The organism is Pseudomonas kermanshahensis, from assembly GCF_014269205.2.
GTDB classification, from domain to species: Bacteria; Pseudomonadota; Gammaproteobacteria; order Pseudomonadales; family Pseudomonadaceae; genus Aquipseudomonas; species Aquipseudomonas kermanshahensis.
The window spans coordinates 4,518,431-4,534,986 of record NZ_JABWRY020000001.1 but is presented as its reverse complement, the minus strand read 5'-3'; the positions used below and the strand labels follow the sequence as shown (position 1 = coordinate 4,534,986).

Annotated in this window: 10 protein-coding genes; 3 read left to right on the top strand and 7 right to left on the bottom strand. The window is 61.8% G+C overall.

The features are described 5' to 3' along the window. Nucleotides 1–17: 17 nt before the first annotated feature. Nucleotides 18–935, bottom strand: coding sequence for a glutamate/aspartate ABC transporter substrate-binding protein (locus HU764_RS20330; RefSeq protein WP_027594181.1), 918 nt, complete (start codon nt 933–935; stop codon nt 18–20). Nucleotides 936–1,254: 319 nt separating this feature from the next. Between HU764_RS20330 and HU764_RS20325 the strand changes: the two genes are divergently transcribed. Then, nucleotides 1,255–5,652, top strand: coding sequence for an NEL-type E3 ubiquitin ligase domain-containing protein (locus tag HU764_RS20325; RefSeq protein WP_186702557.1), 4,398 nt, complete (start codon nt 1,255–1,257; stop codon nt 5,650–5,652). A 39-nt stretch (nt 5,653–5,691) separates the two neighbouring features. Here HU764_RS20325 and glpD read toward each other — a convergent pair whose 3' ends face one another. The 4 genes from glpD to HU764_RS20305 all read right to left on the bottom strand — a co-directional run bounded on the left by glpD (nt 5,692) and on the right by HU764_RS20305 (nt 11,042). Beyond that, the gene (glpD, locus tag HU764_RS20320; RefSeq protein WP_186677483.1) at nt 5,692–7,230 is read right to left on the bottom strand and encodes a glycerol-3-phosphate dehydrogenase; all 1,539 of its coding nucleotides are present in this window, start codon (nt 7,228–7,230) and stop codon (nt 5,692–5,694) included. Nucleotides 7,231–7,681: 451 nt separating this feature from the next. Continuing rightward, a complete protein-coding gene (gene glpR, locus HU764_RS20315; protein ID WP_186677481.1) occupies nt 7,682–8,437 on the bottom strand; it encodes a DNA-binding transcriptional repressor GlpR in 756 nt (251 codons plus the stop codon). A gap of 202 nt (nt 8,438–8,639) precedes the next feature. Next, nucleotides 8,640–10,139 (bottom strand): glycerol kinase GlpK, encoded by a 1,500-nt coding sequence (gene glpK / locus HU764_RS20310; protein ID WP_186702558.1) that lies wholly within the window; start codon nt 10,137–10,139, stop codon nt 8,640–8,642. 51 nt (nt 10,140–10,190) lie between these two features. Further along, the gene (locus HU764_RS20305) at nt 10,191–11,042 is read right to left on the bottom strand and encodes an MIP/aquaporin family protein (protein WP_186702559.1); all 852 of its coding nucleotides are present in this window, start codon (nt 11,040–11,042) and stop codon (nt 10,191–10,193) included. Nucleotides 11,043–11,345: 303 nt separating this feature from the next. Here HU764_RS20305 and ybaK point away from each other — a divergent pair, with 303 nt between their 5' ends. Beyond that, entirely contained in the window at nt 11,346–11,816 is a 471-nt protein-coding gene (ybaK, locus tag HU764_RS20300; protein WP_054899441.1) for a Cys-tRNA(Pro) deacylase, read from the top strand. A gap of 224 nt (nt 11,817–12,040) precedes the next feature. Here the strand turns inward: ybaK and HU764_RS20295 are convergent, their stop codons facing one another. Both HU764_RS20295 and argF read right to left on the bottom strand, forming a co-directional pair. Next, nucleotides 12,041–13,150 carry an ABC transporter ATP-binding protein gene (locus HU764_RS20295; RefSeq protein ID WP_186702560.1) on the bottom strand — a complete coding sequence of 370 codons (1,110 nt, stop codon included), beginning with the start codon at nt 13,148–13,150 and terminating at the stop codon, nt 12,041–12,043. After that, complete coding sequence (gene argF / locus HU764_RS20290) at nt 13,147–14,067, bottom strand: ornithine carbamoyltransferase (RefSeq protein ID WP_085273557.1); 921 nt, start codon at nt 14,065–14,067, stop codon at nt 13,147–13,149. The genes HU764_RS20295 and argF overlap by 4 nt, the downstream gene beginning before the upstream one ends. 364 nt (nt 14,068–14,431) lie before the next feature. On the opposite strand from argF, the gene HU764_RS20285 reads away from it, so the two are divergent. Continuing rightward, nucleotides 14,432–16,540, top strand: coding sequence for a molybdopterin-dependent oxidoreductase (locus tag HU764_RS20285; RefSeq protein WP_186702561.1), 2,109 nt, complete (start codon nt 14,432–14,434; stop codon nt 16,538–16,540). The last annotated feature ends 16 nt before the right edge of the window (nt 16,541–16,556 follow it).

Below are 16,556 nucleotides of genomic sequence, written 5' to 3'. Positions count from 1 at the left end.
AGGCCACTATCTGAGGATCAGGACTTCTTCTCGTCCGCCGCTTTGTCGGTCGGCTCGGCGATCAGTTTTTTCAGCTCGTCGCTCATCTGGAACTGCAGGTTCAGACCCTTTGGCGGGATTGGCTGCATGAACCACTTGTCGTAGCTCTTGTTGACTTCGCCCGACTTGAAGTAAGCCACGATGGCCTCGTCGACCGCTTTCTTGAACGCAGCGTCTTCCTTGCGCACCATGCAGCCGTAGATTTCGTACGACTGAGGGGTACCGGTGATAACCCAGTCGGCCGGTTTGCGAGCCTTGGCCATTTCACCGGCCAGCAGGGCGTCGTCCATCATGAAGGCCACGGCGCGGCCGCTTTCGAGCATGTTGAAGGCTTCACCGTGGTCCTTGGCGGAAATCACGTTCATCTTCATTTGCTTGTCGGCGTTCATCGCCTTGAGGATGCGCTCGGAGGTGGTGCCGGCGGTGGTCACCACGTTTTTGCCAGCCAGGTCCGGGAAGTCTTTATAGGAAGGCTGACCGTCCTTGACCTTGGTCAGCAGGCGGGTGCCGACTTCGAAGATGCCGACCGAGAAACCGACTTGCTGCTGGCGCTCGACGTTGTTGGTGGTGGAGCCGCACTCCAGGTCGACGGTGCCGTTTTGCACCAGCGGGATGCGGGTCTGGGAGGTGACGAGGTTGTATTTGACCTTGATGTCGGTGCCCAGTTGTTTTTTCAGGGCCTCGACCACGGCCAGCTGGATGTCGTGGGAGTAGCCCACGGGCTCCGGCTTGCCTGCCAGGTAGGAAAATGGAATGGAGGAGTCGCGGTGGCCCAATGTGATGGTGCCCGAGTCCTTGATCTTCTTCAGGGTGCCGGTCAGCTCCTCGGCCATGGCCGGCGAAGCGATGACTGCAGCCGCGATAGCGGCGCCCAGCAATTGACGAACGATACGCATCAAATTTTCCTCGACATGTTTGTTTTTTTTATGGAGCCGTTGGCGGACTCTTTCGTTCAACGAATACAACATGAAGCGGGTGCATTCGGCTAAAGAGTGTAGAGCATGAGTCGTGCCAAGCTTCCTTCTTGATCATAACGCCCCGAAATTACGGGGTATCGATCTTTTTTGACAGTAAATCGACAGCATGTGTTGTCCGTGATTCCGAATGGGTTGGCTTTTGGTGTTCGGAAACCCGAATGAATGGTGCCTTGATTTAGTTACCGCAGGTGACGGTTTGCCGTGTGGTCTGTTAGCGGTTTTTACGGATCTCACTGCCATGACCCATTCTGCCGATGAAGCGCCTGCTTCGATTGACGCCCTGATTTCTCAACGTTTGCCGGCCTGGCTCACGTCTGCCCCGGTCGAACAGCAGCGTGCGCTTCACCAGGCCCTGCGCCAGCAGCAGGACAGTGCCGAGCGTGTCCGGCAGGTGTTAAGCCGCATTCCGCCCCTGGATGATTTTGCTGCGACGTTGCTGCAAGAAGCGTTACGACAGCGTTTTCGGGTAAACACTGATGTACGCAAGGCAACGCTGCGCAAGGTGGTGCAGATCATTCTGGCGATGCCCATTCCGCCGACCCCATCGCCGAACATCACCCGTATTTCGACTCAACCCCTGTTGACGACGGCACTGCACAATTTCACCCAGGCGCAAACCAAGCCAGGCCCGTTCACGCAGGTCTCGTTGCGTGACGTGTCCGGCGTCACCCTGGCGGTATCGTTCGAGCGCTTCGCCAAGCTGTGCCGCACGCTCGATCTGGGTGGCCGCTACCAGGTCTTGCTGCGTGAGCATCTGTTACCAAAAGATCGGCCAGGGGATGAAGCTGGCCAGGCCCTTCGCGAGGTCGAGGCATTGCTGGAGGAGGCCCTGCGCTCATCGATGGAAGCGGCTGTACGCCTGGCAGCCCTCAAAGGCGAGATCAGCCATGCCCACTTCCTGCAAACGCTGCCGATCTTCGCCAAGCCAGCCGTAGTACCTGCCTACCCGGTAGTGTTGAGTACCCGCCAGGTGTACCTGTTGGGCAAGTGCCTGCACGGGGTGGTGGCCATCGAGATCCAAGACCGGGATCAGGCTATTCTGCGGGGCATCATGCTCTGGATTCCCGGGGACCCCTTGCAACCCGTGCAGGTATTCGAAACCTGGTGGGCGTTTTATCAGGCCATGGGGCTGCGCCTGCGTGACCCTCACTATGCGGCGTTTATTGCGCGGTTCATCGCCGAGCGCGACCGGGTCGCATTTTTTGGCACCTTGAGGCGCTTACTGTCGTCGAGCACCGAGGGCGCAGTACTGAAGCTCGATGGTCGTGACTTCGCTATCACTCAACCATTGTTTGCCTTTTTACGCGCCGCGCGCATCGAGAAGATGCTCGACGACGCCCGCGTGTTGGCCGTTCCGACGGCCGATGAGGACAGCGCGGCGCGGGACGAGCGGCTCAAGGGGTATCAGCAAGCGGGGCTGACGTTATTGAACCTGGCCGGGTTGTTCATGCCGGTAGTGGGGGAACTGATGCTCGCGGTCGCTGCCGTGCAGATTGCCGATGAGGTCTACGAGGGTTACCAGGATTGGCAACTGGGCGATCGCCAGGGGGCGCTGGAACACGTGTTCGGTGTCGCTGAAAGCGTCGCACTGGGGGCCGCGATAGGGGCTGGCACTGCAGTGGCGGGGCAAGTGCTCAAGCGTATTGCGTTTGTCGATGAACTGTCGCCGATTTGCACCGATGCCGGTCACGTCAAGCTCTGTGCCCATGATCTGGCTGCCTACCGGGTAAAGGAGCGGGGCGTGACGGTTGGCGAGCTGATCCCGGAGAATGACCAGTGGCAGTTGAAGTTGCACGAAGCCAGTTTTCAGTTGGCGGGCTACAAGGATGGCGAGCACCTGTTCATCCGTCATCCTCAGCGCAGCGAGGCTTTTCAGCCGATGCTCGAGCATAACGGCACTGGCGGCTGGCGGCATGCGCTGGAACGTGCAGAAGAGTGGGCGGAGCCTGCGCGCTTGATGCGGCGGTTGAGCGCTGAACTGGCCGACGTCAGCGATGAAGAAGTACGCAGGGTGCTCGACAGCACGGGCCTAGATGACGCACAGCTGAGGCGTCTGCACCTGGAAAATGCCCCACCTCCCGCACGGTTGCTCGATGCCTTGGAGCGCTACCGCTTGCATGAGCAATTCCCCACCGTGCAGGGCGAAGCGTTCGAGTTTCTGGTCAGCACATCGCAAGACAATGAGGAATTGGCCAGTGTCGTGCTGCGTCGGGACTTTCCTGGCCTGTCGCAACGCGGAGCCCATGAAATTGTCCAGCAGGTCGACAGCCAGCAGGTCGAGCAGATGCTCGCCAGTGATCGCGTCCCCTTGGCCTTGGCTGAACGCGCGCGCTGGTTTTTACGTGACAGCCGCCTTGACCGTGCCTGTGCAGGTTTACGTCAGGCTTCGGCAGCCAATGCCGACACCGCGAAATTGGCCGTTGGCCTTATCGAACATTTGGCGCCGTGGTTGGAGCCGTATGCCGTCGAAGTGCGAGCCGACAGCCGCGCAGGGGCGGTATTGGCACACGCGGGCCCGGATACCGCCGCTCAGCGGTTCAGTATCGTCAAAACCCCAACAGGCTACAGCGCCTATGCTGCGACGGGCGAGCCGTTGGCAGGCTCTGCTCCAACTGACAGCCTGCTGCAGGCACTTTCGTTGACTTTGAGTGAAGCGCAAACAGGCGCACTGGGGACCCGCACGCTGGACACGCAAACATTGAGCGACCTGCTGGCCGAACACGCCCGCAGCCATCGCGACTTGGCCGCGCAGTTGATCGGCCAGGCGCCGATAGGCGGTGGCGTGCGGCCACCGGTGCGGTGGGGCGACGGGCGCCTCGGTTACCCTCTGAGTGGCCGGGGCGAAAGCCGCGGGCAGGCCAGCCGGCGTGGGATGCGGCAAATATTCCCAACCCTCGGCGAGAGCCAGTTGCAACGCTATCTGCTGGACCTGATTGCGCGCGGGGTCGACCCATGGCAGCACTACAGTGAACTCAGCCAGCACTTGTCGGGCCTGCGCCAGGTCCTGCGGCGATGGCGCATGGAACACTCTGGCGTGCTGGACCTGCTCCGGCGTGGCCGGGTAGCCAATAGTATCCGTCGTTGCTGGCGCTGCAAGACAGGCTTGCGCAGCGATGGTACTTACGCGCTGGACATTCGCGGTGAGCGTGTCGGCAGCTTGCCAGTACTGGAAGGGGGAGTCAGTTTCCCACATGTCACGCGCTTGACCCTGCGCGACATGGATTTGTCAGACATTGACCCCGACTTCCTCGCTCGCTTCCCTAATTTGCGCGAGCTTGACCTGCGCGAGAATCATCTTGCCGCCATCCCGCCGGGAGTAGAGCGCCTCACGCAACTGCGGGGGCTGCAGTTGGACCACAACCGGATCATCATGGACGTCGCCGGCAACCGCCGGCTCAATACCTTGACCCATCTACAAACGCTGGAACTCAATTACAACCCACTTGGGTTTGCCCCCGATGTCCGTGGGTTGATTCACCTCAGGCCCTTGGGGCTGCGTTCGACTGGCATCAGAGCATTCCCGTCGCGCCTGCAGCAGGTGCCGTTGCGGGGCATCGCCGACCTGCGCAACAACCAGATTCGCCAAGTCAATCGGGACTTGCACGGCCTTCGCCAACGTCTGCAACGCATGGCCCTGCATGACAACCCCTTGGATGAAGCGAGCGAGCATTACCTGGAGCAACTGCCTGGCCCATCAGGTAGCCACCATCACGAAGTCGTACATAGCCCGTCGTTCCGTCATCATCTAGTGCAGGCAAACGAACGCGAACAATGGTTGCTCGGCTCGACGGGCATGCAGCGCAGCGAGCGCGAGATGCAGTGGCGTAACCTGCAATTGGAAAGCACGTCCCGGCCTTTCTTCAACTTTATCCGCGACTTCGCTCGATCCTCCGACTTCGCGCAGCGGCCAGCCTATTACCGGGCCAGGGTCTGGAACATCATTGAGGCCTGCGAGCAGAACACTGAGCTGCGTGAACAGTTGTTCATCATGTCGGGCGGCAACGCTTCCTGCCAGGACCGCCTGTTGTGGCTGTTCAGCCAGATGGAGGTGAGGGTGTTGATCCACCGGCACACCTCGGGGATGTCCATTGCGCAAAGTGAGGTTGAGCTGATGCGCCTGAGCCGCTCACTGTTCCGTCTGGACGCGCTTGACGAGATCGCGACGCGGCGTATCCAGGGGATTCGCGCAGCAGGGCACGACGTGGACGATATCGAAGTCTATCTCACTTACCGTGTGCGGTTGGCGGGCCCGCTGCGCTTGCCGGCCCAACCTGCAGCCCTGCATTACGAAGCCTACGCCGGTCTAACACCTGCCGACCTGAATAACGCCAGGATCGAGGTACTGCGCGCAGAGACCCCAGAACGGTTGACTCAGGCGCTGGCTGATCAGGCGTTTTGGGAACATTACGTGCGAGACCGCTACGAGCGCCGCTTCACAGCGCTGGTGGACGCGTTCCGGGCTCCAGAAGAGGCCTACCGCGAGCGTGCAGAAGCGGGAGAGGTCACTGAGGAGCAGTACCTGACGTACTGCGAAGGTATCGTGCAAGCCATACAGGAGGGCGAGCGCAGCTTGATTCTAACGTTGGCCCGTGAGGCGTTTGACCGTTGGTTCAGCATCGGCGGTTTATTACCGTGAGCGGGTGCCGCTAAGGCGGCACTGGCTTCAACGTCGGCTTCAAGCGGCCTTGAACGATATCTGGCTTGCTGGTGCTTTCTCCAGGTAGTCGTGCAGCGCCTGCTGTTCCGCCGGTGATGTGAACAGGCCCAATTTAGTGCGGCGCCACAGGATGTCGGCGGCATCTACAGCCCACTCTTCGCTGCGCAGGTAATCGACCTCGCGGCTGAAGAGACCGCCGCCAATGGCCTGGCCCAGGTCTTCCGGGCCCTGAATACCATCAAGCAGGCGCCATACGCGGCTGCCGTAGGTCACTGCCCAGCGTTTGGCGATGTCCACCGGCAGCCACCCGTACTGCGCCAGAATGGCGTCAGTCAGTGCCTGCGCAGTCGTCATATCTTCCCCGCCTGGCAGCGGCGCTGTAGCGGTCCAACTGGCGCGCATCTGGGTGAAGTATGGCTTGAGCTCGGCCATGGCCGATTCGGCCAGCTTGCGGTACGTGGTGAGCTTGCCGCCGAACACCGACAGCAACGGCGCCTGGCCTTCACCTGCCGACAGCGCCAGGGTGTAGTCGCGGGTCACGGCCGACGGGTTGTCCGACTCGTCGTTACACAGCGGGCGTACGCCGGAGTAGGTGTGCAGGATGTCGGCTCGGCTGAGCTGATGATTGAAGTGCGCGTTGACCACCTTGAGCAGGTAGTCGGTCTCGGCTTCGGTGATTTTCACCTGGGCCGGGTCACCGCTGTATTCACGGTCGGTGGTGCCGATCAGGGTGAAGCGGTCCAGGTAAGGGATGCAGAACACGATGCGCTGGTCTTCGTTCTGCAGGATGTAAGCGTGCTCGCCTTCGTAAAGGCGCGGGACGATCAGGTGGCTGCCCTGAATCAGGCGGATGCCGTAAGGCGCATCCAGCTTGAGGTCATCCTTGATGAAGCTGGCTACCCATGGGCCAGCAGCATTGACCAGGGCGCGGGCACGAATGCTCTGCAGGCTGCCGTCGGCATGCTGCAGTTCGACCTGCCACACGCCATCGACACGCTCGGCACGCAGGCAGCGGGTGCGGGTGACGATGTGCGCACCTTTTTCGCGGGCTGCCATGGCATTGAGCACGACCAGGCGGGCGTCGTCCACGGCGCAGTCAGCGTATTCGAAACCGCGGGTGATGGCCGGTTTGAGCGGGTAGCCAGGGCCAAAGCGCAGGCTGCGCGAAGCGCCCAGGCGCTTGCGCTTGCCCAAGTGGTCGTAGAGGAACAGGCCGGCACGGATCATCCAGGCCGGGCGCAGGTGCGGGCGATGGGGCAGCACGAAGCGCATCGGCTTGACGATGTGCGGCGCCTTGGCCAGCAGGACTTCGCGCTCGGCCAGGGCTTCACGCACCAGGCGGAACTCGTAGTGCTCCAGGTAGCGCAGGCCACCATGGATGAGCTTGCTGCTCGCCGACGATGTGTGCTGCGCCAGGTCGTCCTTTTCGCAAAGGAACACCTTCAGGCCGCGCCCGGCGGCGTCGGCAGCAATGCCCACACCATTGATGCCACCGCCGATCACGGCGAGGTCATAGCAGTCGGTGAGGGGGGGCTGGGACGAAACGGACTGGGACACGGGCAAGGCCTCCTGGGGCTGTTCACATCGAATATGAACATTGATGTTCGTTTCCGAAAATACTAGCGCAACAGAAGGCGGGTATCCAGTCAGTCTTTATAGAAAATACTGATCGGATGACAATAAAGTGAACATTTACGAAAATTCGGGTGTAGGGCTTGATTCATTAGGCGTTGTCGAAATCGAGCGCCGCCCGCGCGGCGCATCGCGAGCAAGGCTCGCTCCTACGTTTGTTTCGGGCCAGTCACGCCTGTGCCAGCGCACGCGACCGCCTGGTTGGTCCGACGCGACATTGAGGCGGGCGCCAAGGGGCCGCGCGCCAATGCCACAGGAATAATTGGCCGGAAACAAACGTAGGAGCGAGCCTTGCTCGCGATGCGCCGCGCGGGCGGCGCTCGATCTTGAGAGCGATAAAAATCTCAATCCATACGCTTCAGTCCCACAATCTGCTTCACACCACGTCGAGGCGGATCTTGTACTGGTTAAGCAAGTGGGCGAGGGCAGGCGTCGGCGTCTGGTCGGTCACCAAACAGTCCACCAGGCTGATCGAGCCCAGGCGGACCATGGCATTGCGCCCGAACTTGCTGGAGTCGGCGGCCAGGATAACCTGGCGTGCATTGGCGATCAGGGCCTGGGAAACCCGTACCTCCTGGTAATCGAAGTCCAGCAGGCTGCCATCTTCGTCGATGCCGCTGATGCCAACCAAGGCGAAGTCAACCTTGAACTGGTTAATGAAATCGACGCTGGCCTGGCCGACCACACCGCCATCGCGGCGCACCGTGCCACCTGCCACCAGTACTTCGAAATCGTCCTTGGCCGCCAGGATCGAGGCCACGTGCAGGTTGTTGGTAATCACCTTCAGGTGGTTATGGTTGAGCAGCGCGCGGGCGATCGATTCGGTCGTTGTGCCGATGTTGATGAACAGCGAGGCATGGTCGGGAATCTGCGAGGCCACGGCTTCGGCGATGCGCTGCTTCTCGTCGCGCATCTGGTCGGCGCGCATGGCGTAGGCGGTGTTCTCGATGCTCGAGTCATACGCGGCACCCCCGTGGTAGCGGCGCAGCAGGTTGAGCTCGGCGAGCTGGTTGATGTCGCGGCGGATGGTTTGCGGGGTGACGACGAACAACTGCGCCATTTCTTCGATGCTGACGTAGCCGCGTTCGCGGACCAGCTCGAGGATTTGTTGTTGGCGGGGGGGCAGATTCATGGGCGGTCCTTATGGGCTGCCGGACAAATTCTGCAATGATGCCGTAGGAAGCGGATGACGGCCAGTGGAGTATCGGGCCGCTACGCAGCCCATCGCCGGCAAGCCGGCTCCCACACCGATCAGCTCTGCTGCATAAAAAGGAGCTGTGACCGTGGGAGCCGGCTTGCCGGCGATGGGCTGCGCAGCGGCCCCTGACCCCGGATCAGGCTTCGTGATCTTCCCAGTCGCGGGTACGGTCGACGGCCTTCAGCCACCCGGCGTAAAGCTTCTCTTTCTGCGTCTCGTCCAGCTGCGGGCTGAACTCGCGCTCGATGATCGCCTTGTCGCGCAACTCGTCCAGGCTGCTCCAGAAACCACAGGCCAGGCCTGCCAGGTAGGCGGCGCCGAGGGCTGTGGTCTCGCGCATTTTCGGGCGCTCCACGCAGGTGCCGAGGATGTCGGCCTGGAACTGCATGAGGAAGTTGTTGGCCACCGCACCGCCATCCACGCGCAATTCGGACAGGCGATAGCCGCAATCCTGTTGCATGGCGTCCAGCACGTCACGGGTCTGGTAGGCGATCGATTCCAGCGCTGCACGAATGATGTGGTCGACCTTCACCCCCCGCGTCAGACCGAACAGGGCGCCACGGGCATAAGGGTCCCAATAGGGGGCGCCCAGGCCAGTGAAGGCGGGCACCAGGTACACGCCGTTGCTGTCCTTGACCTTGCTGGCGAAGTACTCGGTATCGAGTGCGTCGTTGACGATCTTCAGCTCGTCACGCAGCCACTGCACGGTAGAGCCACCATTGAACACCGCGCCTTCCAGTGCATAGGCCACTTCACCTCGCGGGCCGCAGGCAATGGTAGTGAGCAGGCCGTGGGACGAGTTGACGGCCTTGTCGCCGGTGTTCATCAGCAGGAAGCAGCCGGTGCCGTAAGTGTTCTTGGCCTGGCCGGGCTCGACGCACATCTGGCCGAACAGCGCAGACTGCTGGTCGCCAGCGATACCGGCGATGGCAATGCCGCTCTTGGTGTGGCCGTAGACTTCGGAGGAGGGGCGAACCTCGGGCAGCATCTGGCGTGGGATGCCGAGGATTTCCAGCAGTTTTTCGTCCCATTCCAGAGTGTGAATATTGAACATCAGCGTGCGCGACGCGTTGGTGTAGTCGGTGACGTGCACCTTGCCGCCGGAGAATTTCCAGATCAACCAAGAGTCGACGGTACCGAACAGCAGCTCGCCACGTTCGGCGCGTTCACGGGCGCCTTCGACATTGTCGAGGATCCACTTGAGCTTGGTGCCGGAGAAGTACGGGTCGGTGACCAGGCCGGTGGACTCGCGGATGTAGTCTTCATGGCCATCACGCTTGAGCTGCGCGCAGATTTCGGTGCTGCGGCGGCACTGCCAGACGATGGCGTTGTAAACCGGGCGGCCGGTTTCCTTGTCCCACACCACCGTGGTTTCACGCTGGTTGGTGATGCCCAGCGCAGCGACCTGGGCGTGGCTGATGCCCGCCTGGGCGAGGGCCTCGACCAAGGTGGCGCTCTGGGTGGCGAAAATTTCCATCGGGTCGTGTTCGACCCAACCCGCCTGCGGATAATGCTGGGCGAATTCACGCTGGGAGGTGCCGACCACATTGGCGTCGCGGTCGAAAATGATGGCCCGCGAACTGGTGGTGCCCTGGTCCAGGGCGATGATGTAGTGCTTATCCAGGGTGTCTGTCATGGTCGTAGGCCTTGCAAAAATGGGAAGTCAGGGCTTGGGCGTGAGGCCACATCAGTTGACTTGAGTATCGCCCTGGCGATTGTCGTTTGTCTCAGCGCTTGCGGTTGGCGCGACTGGCAGGTTGCGGGCGATCAGGCCGCGATACGCTGCGGCGCCCAGGCATGCGCCAAGGATCGGTGCGAACACCGGTACCAGGAAATAAGGAATGTCCCGTCCGCCAGTGAAGGCGATTTCGCCCCAACCGGCCAGGAAAGTCATCAATTTTGGCCCGAAATCGCGGGCTGGGTTCATCGCAAAGCCGGTCAGCGGCCCCATGGCGCTGCCGATCACGGCAATCAGCAGGCCGATGAGCAGCGGCGCCACAGCGCCACGTGGCAGGCCATTGTTGTCGTCGGTCAGGGCCATGATCACGGCCATGAGGATGGCGGTGATGACCACTTCCACCAGGAACGCCTGGCCAGTAGACAACGAGGGGTGCGGATAGGTGGAGAACACCGACGCCAGCTCCAGGCTTTCGCTGCTGCCTCGTAGCATGGCGTGGGCTTGTTCGAAATCGAAGAACAGGTTGCTGTACAAGGTGTAGACCAACGCTGCGCCGCAGAAGGCGCCGCATACCTGGGCCAGCATGTAGAACGGCAGTTTGCGCTTGTCGAAGCCGGCGAACAGGGTGAGGGCGATACTCACGGCCGGGTTCAGGTGCGCGCCGGAAACACCAGCGGTGAAGTAGATCGCCATGCTCACGCCGACGCCCCAGATAATGCTGATTTCCCACAGGCCGAAGCTGGCACCCGCGACTTTGAGCGCGGCGACGCAACCGGTGCCGAAAAAGATGAGCAGGGCGGTGCCAAGAAATTCGGCCAGGCATTGGCTGGACAAGGTGGATTCGCGTAGAGCAGTCGTCATGTATGACCTCGTTTTTTTTGTTGTGAGGCGCGTGGCGCTCGACAGCAAAGCCCGGAGTCGATCCCCATTGACCCCAGGCAGATACAGGAAATGCACCTTAAATGTGCACCATTTCTTCAGAAACGAAAAAATATAGACAAGAAACGCTTATGTCAAAGGTCGAAAGTGAACGGTCAGTCACGTTTTGGACGTAGTGTGGGGTCGCGAAACCGCACGCTAGACAGGTGCGTAGCCTCCGAACTGGCTGGGATGTGGGATATGTCCTAAAGTAGCCGCCGACTTGTCCCTGACCGGAGCCTGCGCATGACCCCCGCCCTAGACCTGTTGAAAAAAGCCCGCGCCGAGCATCGTGTGCACAGTTATGAGCACGATCCTAAATCGGCCTCCTATGGTTTGGAGGCAGCGGAAAAGCTCGGGCTTGATCCGCAGCAAGTGTTCAAGACCTTGCTGGCGAGCAGTGAGAAAGGTGAGTTGCTGGTGGCCGTGGTGCCGGTGGTGGGCACCTTGGACCTCAAGGCACTGGCCCATGCGGCGGGTGTGAAGAAGTGCGAGATGGCCGACCCGGCGGCGGCCCAGCGGGCTACGGGGTATCTGGTCGGTGGCATCAGCCCGTTAGGCCAGAAGAAGCGCTTGCGCACCTTTATTGATGACTCGGCGCAGAACTTTGCAACCATCCATGTCAGCGCCGGGCGGCGTGGGCTGGAGGTGGAGTTGGCGGCGGCGGTGCTGGCTGAGCATACCCAGGGCACGTTTGCCGGTATTGGCAGGGGTTGAAATCGCAGGGGCCGCTGCGCAGCCCATCGCCGGCAAGCCAGCTCCCACCCGAACTGTGTAGCCTCCAAGTCTAGCGCCGCACCTGTGGGAGCTGGCTTGCCAGCGATGAGGCCAGACAAGCACCACAAGACAGTTGCTGGAACGGTACCACTTTCAGGGTTAGCACTGTACCTGTGGGAGCCGGCTTGCCGGCGATGGGCCGCTAACGCGGCCCCAGTTTTCGGTCAGGTCGCCGAGCTGTAGCGGCGAACGCCATTTTCCTGCCGTGGCAACTGCGCCGCGACACTGCCCGGCACTGGGAACAGCACCAGGTGATCGGCCGCCACGGCAATCCCTACACCCTCACCGACCTGATGATCGATATGGCTTGGGAAAATCGCCTCCAGTTGGCTGCCGGTTGGCAGTTGCAGGCGATACAGGGTCGAAGCCCCCAGGAAGCTCTTGCCCACGATACTGGCGCGCAGCAGGCTGTCTGGCGCATACACGATATCGTCAGGGCGCAGCAGCACATCCACCGAGCTGCCTGGCGCCATGATGTAGGCGCGGTTACCGCGCAATTCGCCAAGTTCGGTATTGACCGCCTCGTGGCTGCTCATCTGGCCGCGGATGAAGTAGCCCTGGCCAATGAAGCTGGCCACGAACGGCGTCTGCGGCTCGTGGTAGAGGTTGTAAGGCGTATCCCACTGCTCCAGGCGACCTTCCTTGAACACACCCACCTGGTCGCTGACGGCAAACGCTTCCTCCTGGTCGTGGGTCACCAGAATGGCGCTGGTACCCCGGCTCTTGAGGATGTCGCGCACCTCATGGCTCAAGCGGCGGCGCAGTTCCACGTCGAGGTTGGAGAACGGCTCGTCGAGCAGCAGTAACTGAGGCTCTGGCGCCAACGCGCGGGCCAGGGCGACCCGTTGCTGCTGCCCACCGGACAGCTCGTGCGGATAGCGACCGCCCAAGCCGCCCAGCGTTACCAGTTCGAGCATCTCTTCGACCACCTCACCCTGGCGCGGGTGCTTGGCGATGCCGAAGGCGATGTTCTGGGCCACTGTCAGGTGCGGGAACAGGGCGTAGTCCTGAAACACCATGCCGATGCGGCGTTTTTCCGGAGCCAGGGTGAAGCCGGCACGGGAAATGACCTCGCCCGCCAGTTGGATCTCGCCTTCATGGATAGGCTCGAAACCGGCGATGGCGCGCAGGGTGGTGGTCTTGCCGCAACCGGATGAACCCAGCAGGCAACCAATGTCGCCTGCGTTCAGGTGCAGGTTGAGGTTCTGGACGATGCGCTGGTCGCCGTAGCCGCAGGCGAGGTTGCGCAGGTTGAGCAGTAGGGGTTGACTCATGCGTGGTGGTAAGCCGGTTCTACAAGGAATTCGAGAAGGGCCTTCTGTGCATGCAGGCGGTTTTCAGCCTGGTCCCAGGCGACCGAACGAGGGTCGTCGAGCAGGTCATGGCTGATTTCCTCACCACGGTGGGCGGGCAGGCAGTGCATGAACAGGGCGTCGGGTGCCGCCAGGTCGAGCAGTTCGCGGGTGACCTGGTAAGGCGCGAAATGCGCCAGGCGGCGTGCAGTTTCCTCCTCCTGGCCCATGGAAGTCCAGACATCGGTGGTCACCAGGTGGGCGCCGCGCACGGCTTCCTTCGGGTCGCGGATGATCTGCACGCGATCACCGCCCAGCGCCATGAAGCGTGGGTCCGGGTCGTAGCCTTCTGGGCAGGCGATGCGCAGCTGGAAATCGAACTGCTGGGCGGCTTCGATATAAGAGTTGCACATGTTGAAGCCATCGCCGATCCACGCCACGGTCTTGCCCTGGATCGAGCCACGGTGTTCGACGAATGTCTGCATGTCGGCCAGCAGTTGGCACGGGTGCGACTCATCGGACAGGCCGTTGATCACCGGTACGCGCGAGTTGGCGGCGAACTCGGTGAGGGTGCTGTGGGCGTGGGTGCGGATCATCACCACGTCGACCATGCTCGACAGCACGATGGCGCTGTCGCTGATTGGCTCGCCACGGCCCAGCTGGGTGTCGCGAGGTGACAGGAAGATGGCCTGGCCGCCGAGCTGGATCATGCCTGCCTCGAACGACACGCGGGTCCGGGTCGAGGACTTTTCGAAGATCATGCCCAGCACGCGGTTTTTCAGCGGCTCGAACAGTACGCTTCGCTTGCGCAGGTCCTTCAGCTCGATGCCGCGGCGGATCACCCCGAGCAATTCGTCGGTGGTGAAGTCCAGCAGGGAGAGAAAGTGCCTAGCGCTCATGTTTGACTACCTTATCTGCAACGGTATGCAGGTCGACCGTATGGTTTTTTTTGACAACGGGAGTGACCTGCGGCGTAAGCCGCACGGGGCGGACGAAATAGGGAAAGGCGCAATACTATAATTAAATGTCGCCTGAAACCAAGAGGGGAAACAGCAGCTCTGTTGCAAAGGGTGTCGTTACCCCTTGAGCGTGCGCTGTTTTTTATTTGCTACAGAGGTTGTACACGGCTTGCCCGCAATTTGGCAAATACGTGTCGCGAATCGTTTGCCTGATGTCGGGGAATTCACAGCGCAAAGTGCGCTGGCGAGGGCCGTAGGCCGGGCGCATAGTCGTGATCGGACCCATGACAACGCAGAGGCGGCCATGACCAAGACCCTGCATCACCGTGCCTGTCACCTGTGCGAAGCCATTTGCGGGCTGAACATCGAAGTCAGCCATGAAGACGATGGCCGGGCGCTGATCAGCTCGATCAAGGGCGACCCCGATGACCCGTTCAGCCGTGGCCATATCTGCCCCAAGGCGGTGGCCTTGCAAGACATCCAGAACGACCCCGACCGCCTCCGTCAGCCGCACCGTCGGGTTGGCGAACGCTGGCAGGCGATCGGCTGGGACGAGGCCTTCGCCCTGGCGGCCGACAAGCTGTGGGCCATTCAGCAGGCGCATGGTCGCAACGCGGTGGCGGTGTATCAAGGAAACCCCAGCGTGCACAACTACGGGCTGATGACCCACAGCAACTATTTCCTCGGCCTGTTGAAGACCCGCAACCGATTCTCGGCCACCTCGGTGGATCAGTTGCCCCAACACCTGGCCAGCCACCTGATGTACGGGCACGGTCTGTTGTTGCCGATCCCGGACATCGACCACACCGACTTCATGTTGATTCTGGGCGGCAACCCGTTGGCATCCAATGGCAGCATCATGACCGTGCCAGATGTGGAGAAGCGCCTGAAGGCCCTGCGTGCCCGGGGCGGTCAACTGGTGGTAGTGGATCCGCGGCGCAGCGAAACCGCGGCCATGGCTGACCGCCACGTGTTCATCCGCCCCGGCGGCGATGCAGCATTGCTCAGTGGCCTGCTCAATACCCTGTTCGACGAAGGCCTGACCCGCGCGTCTCACGTGCCGGTCAAGGGTGTTGATCAGGTGCGCAACGCAATTGCCCCGCTGACCGCTGAAGCCATGAGCCCGCTGTGCGGGATTGCCGCTACCGATATTCGCCAGCTGGCGCGTGATTTTGCGGCTGCCGACAAGGCCGTCTGCTATGGCCGCATGGGCGTATCGACCCAGGCCTTCGGCACCGTGTGCCACTGGCTGGTGCAACTGATCAACCTGGTCACCGGCAACCTGGATCGCGTGGGCGGCGCCCTGTGTACCGAGCCTGCAGTCGACGTGGTGGCGAGTACCTCGGGTGGGCATTTCAATGCCTGGCAAAGCCGGGTTTCGGGGCTGCCGGAGTACGCCGGCGAGCTGCCGGTGGCTGCACTCGCCGAAGAAATGCTCACGCCCGGTGACGGCCAGGTGCGGGCGCTGGTGACCGTGGCGGGCAACCCGGTGCTGTCCACGCCCAATGGTCGACAGCTGGACGAGGCGCTGGAGGGGCTCGAGTTCATGCTCAGCATCGACCTTTACATCAACGAGAGCACCCGCCATGCCGATTTGATCCTCCCTTCCACGTCGGCGCTGGAGAACGACCACTACGACAGCACCTTCAACTTGCTGGCGGTACGCAACGTGACACGCTTCAACCGCGCGATCCTCGCCAAGCCAGAAGGCGCGTTGCACGATTGGGAGATCTTTGTCGGCCTGGCCAAGGCCTTTGCCGAGCGTGCGGCATTGGAGCTCAAGCCGACCCTGCCCCCGGCGCAGATGATCGATTGGGCTTTGCGCAAGGGGCGCTATGGTGATGAATCGGCCTGGAAGCTCTCGATCGAAACACTGGATCGACACCCCCATGGGCTCGATCTGGGGCCGCTAGGCGCCAATCTGCAAGCGCGCCTGCGCACCGCCAGCAAGGCCATCGAGGCGGCCCCTCAGGTGCTGCTCGACGACTTGACCAGGGTTGCCCGACAGGCACCGTTGGCCGCTGGGGCGTTGTTGTTGATTGGCCGCCGCCACATGCGCAGCAACAACTCGTGGATGCACAACTTCCACCGGCTGGTCAAAGGCAAGCCGCGCCACCAGCTGTTAATGCACCCTGATGACCTGCTGCAACGGCAACTGCAGGATGGCCAGCGCGTGCGCATACGTTCGCGTACCGGCACCCTTGAGGTTGAAGTGCAGGCGTGTACCGACATGATGCCGGGCGTGGTCAGCCTGCCACACGGCTACGGCCATGGGCGCCAGGGCGTGCACCTGCAGGTCGCCCAGGGGCAACCCGGGGTCAGTGCCAATGACCTCACCGATGAGCGCTTGCGCGATCAGGTGTTGGGCAATGCCGCCCTCAATGGCGTGCCTGTGCACGTCGAGGCCGCCTGAGCAACGGCAAGGCCGA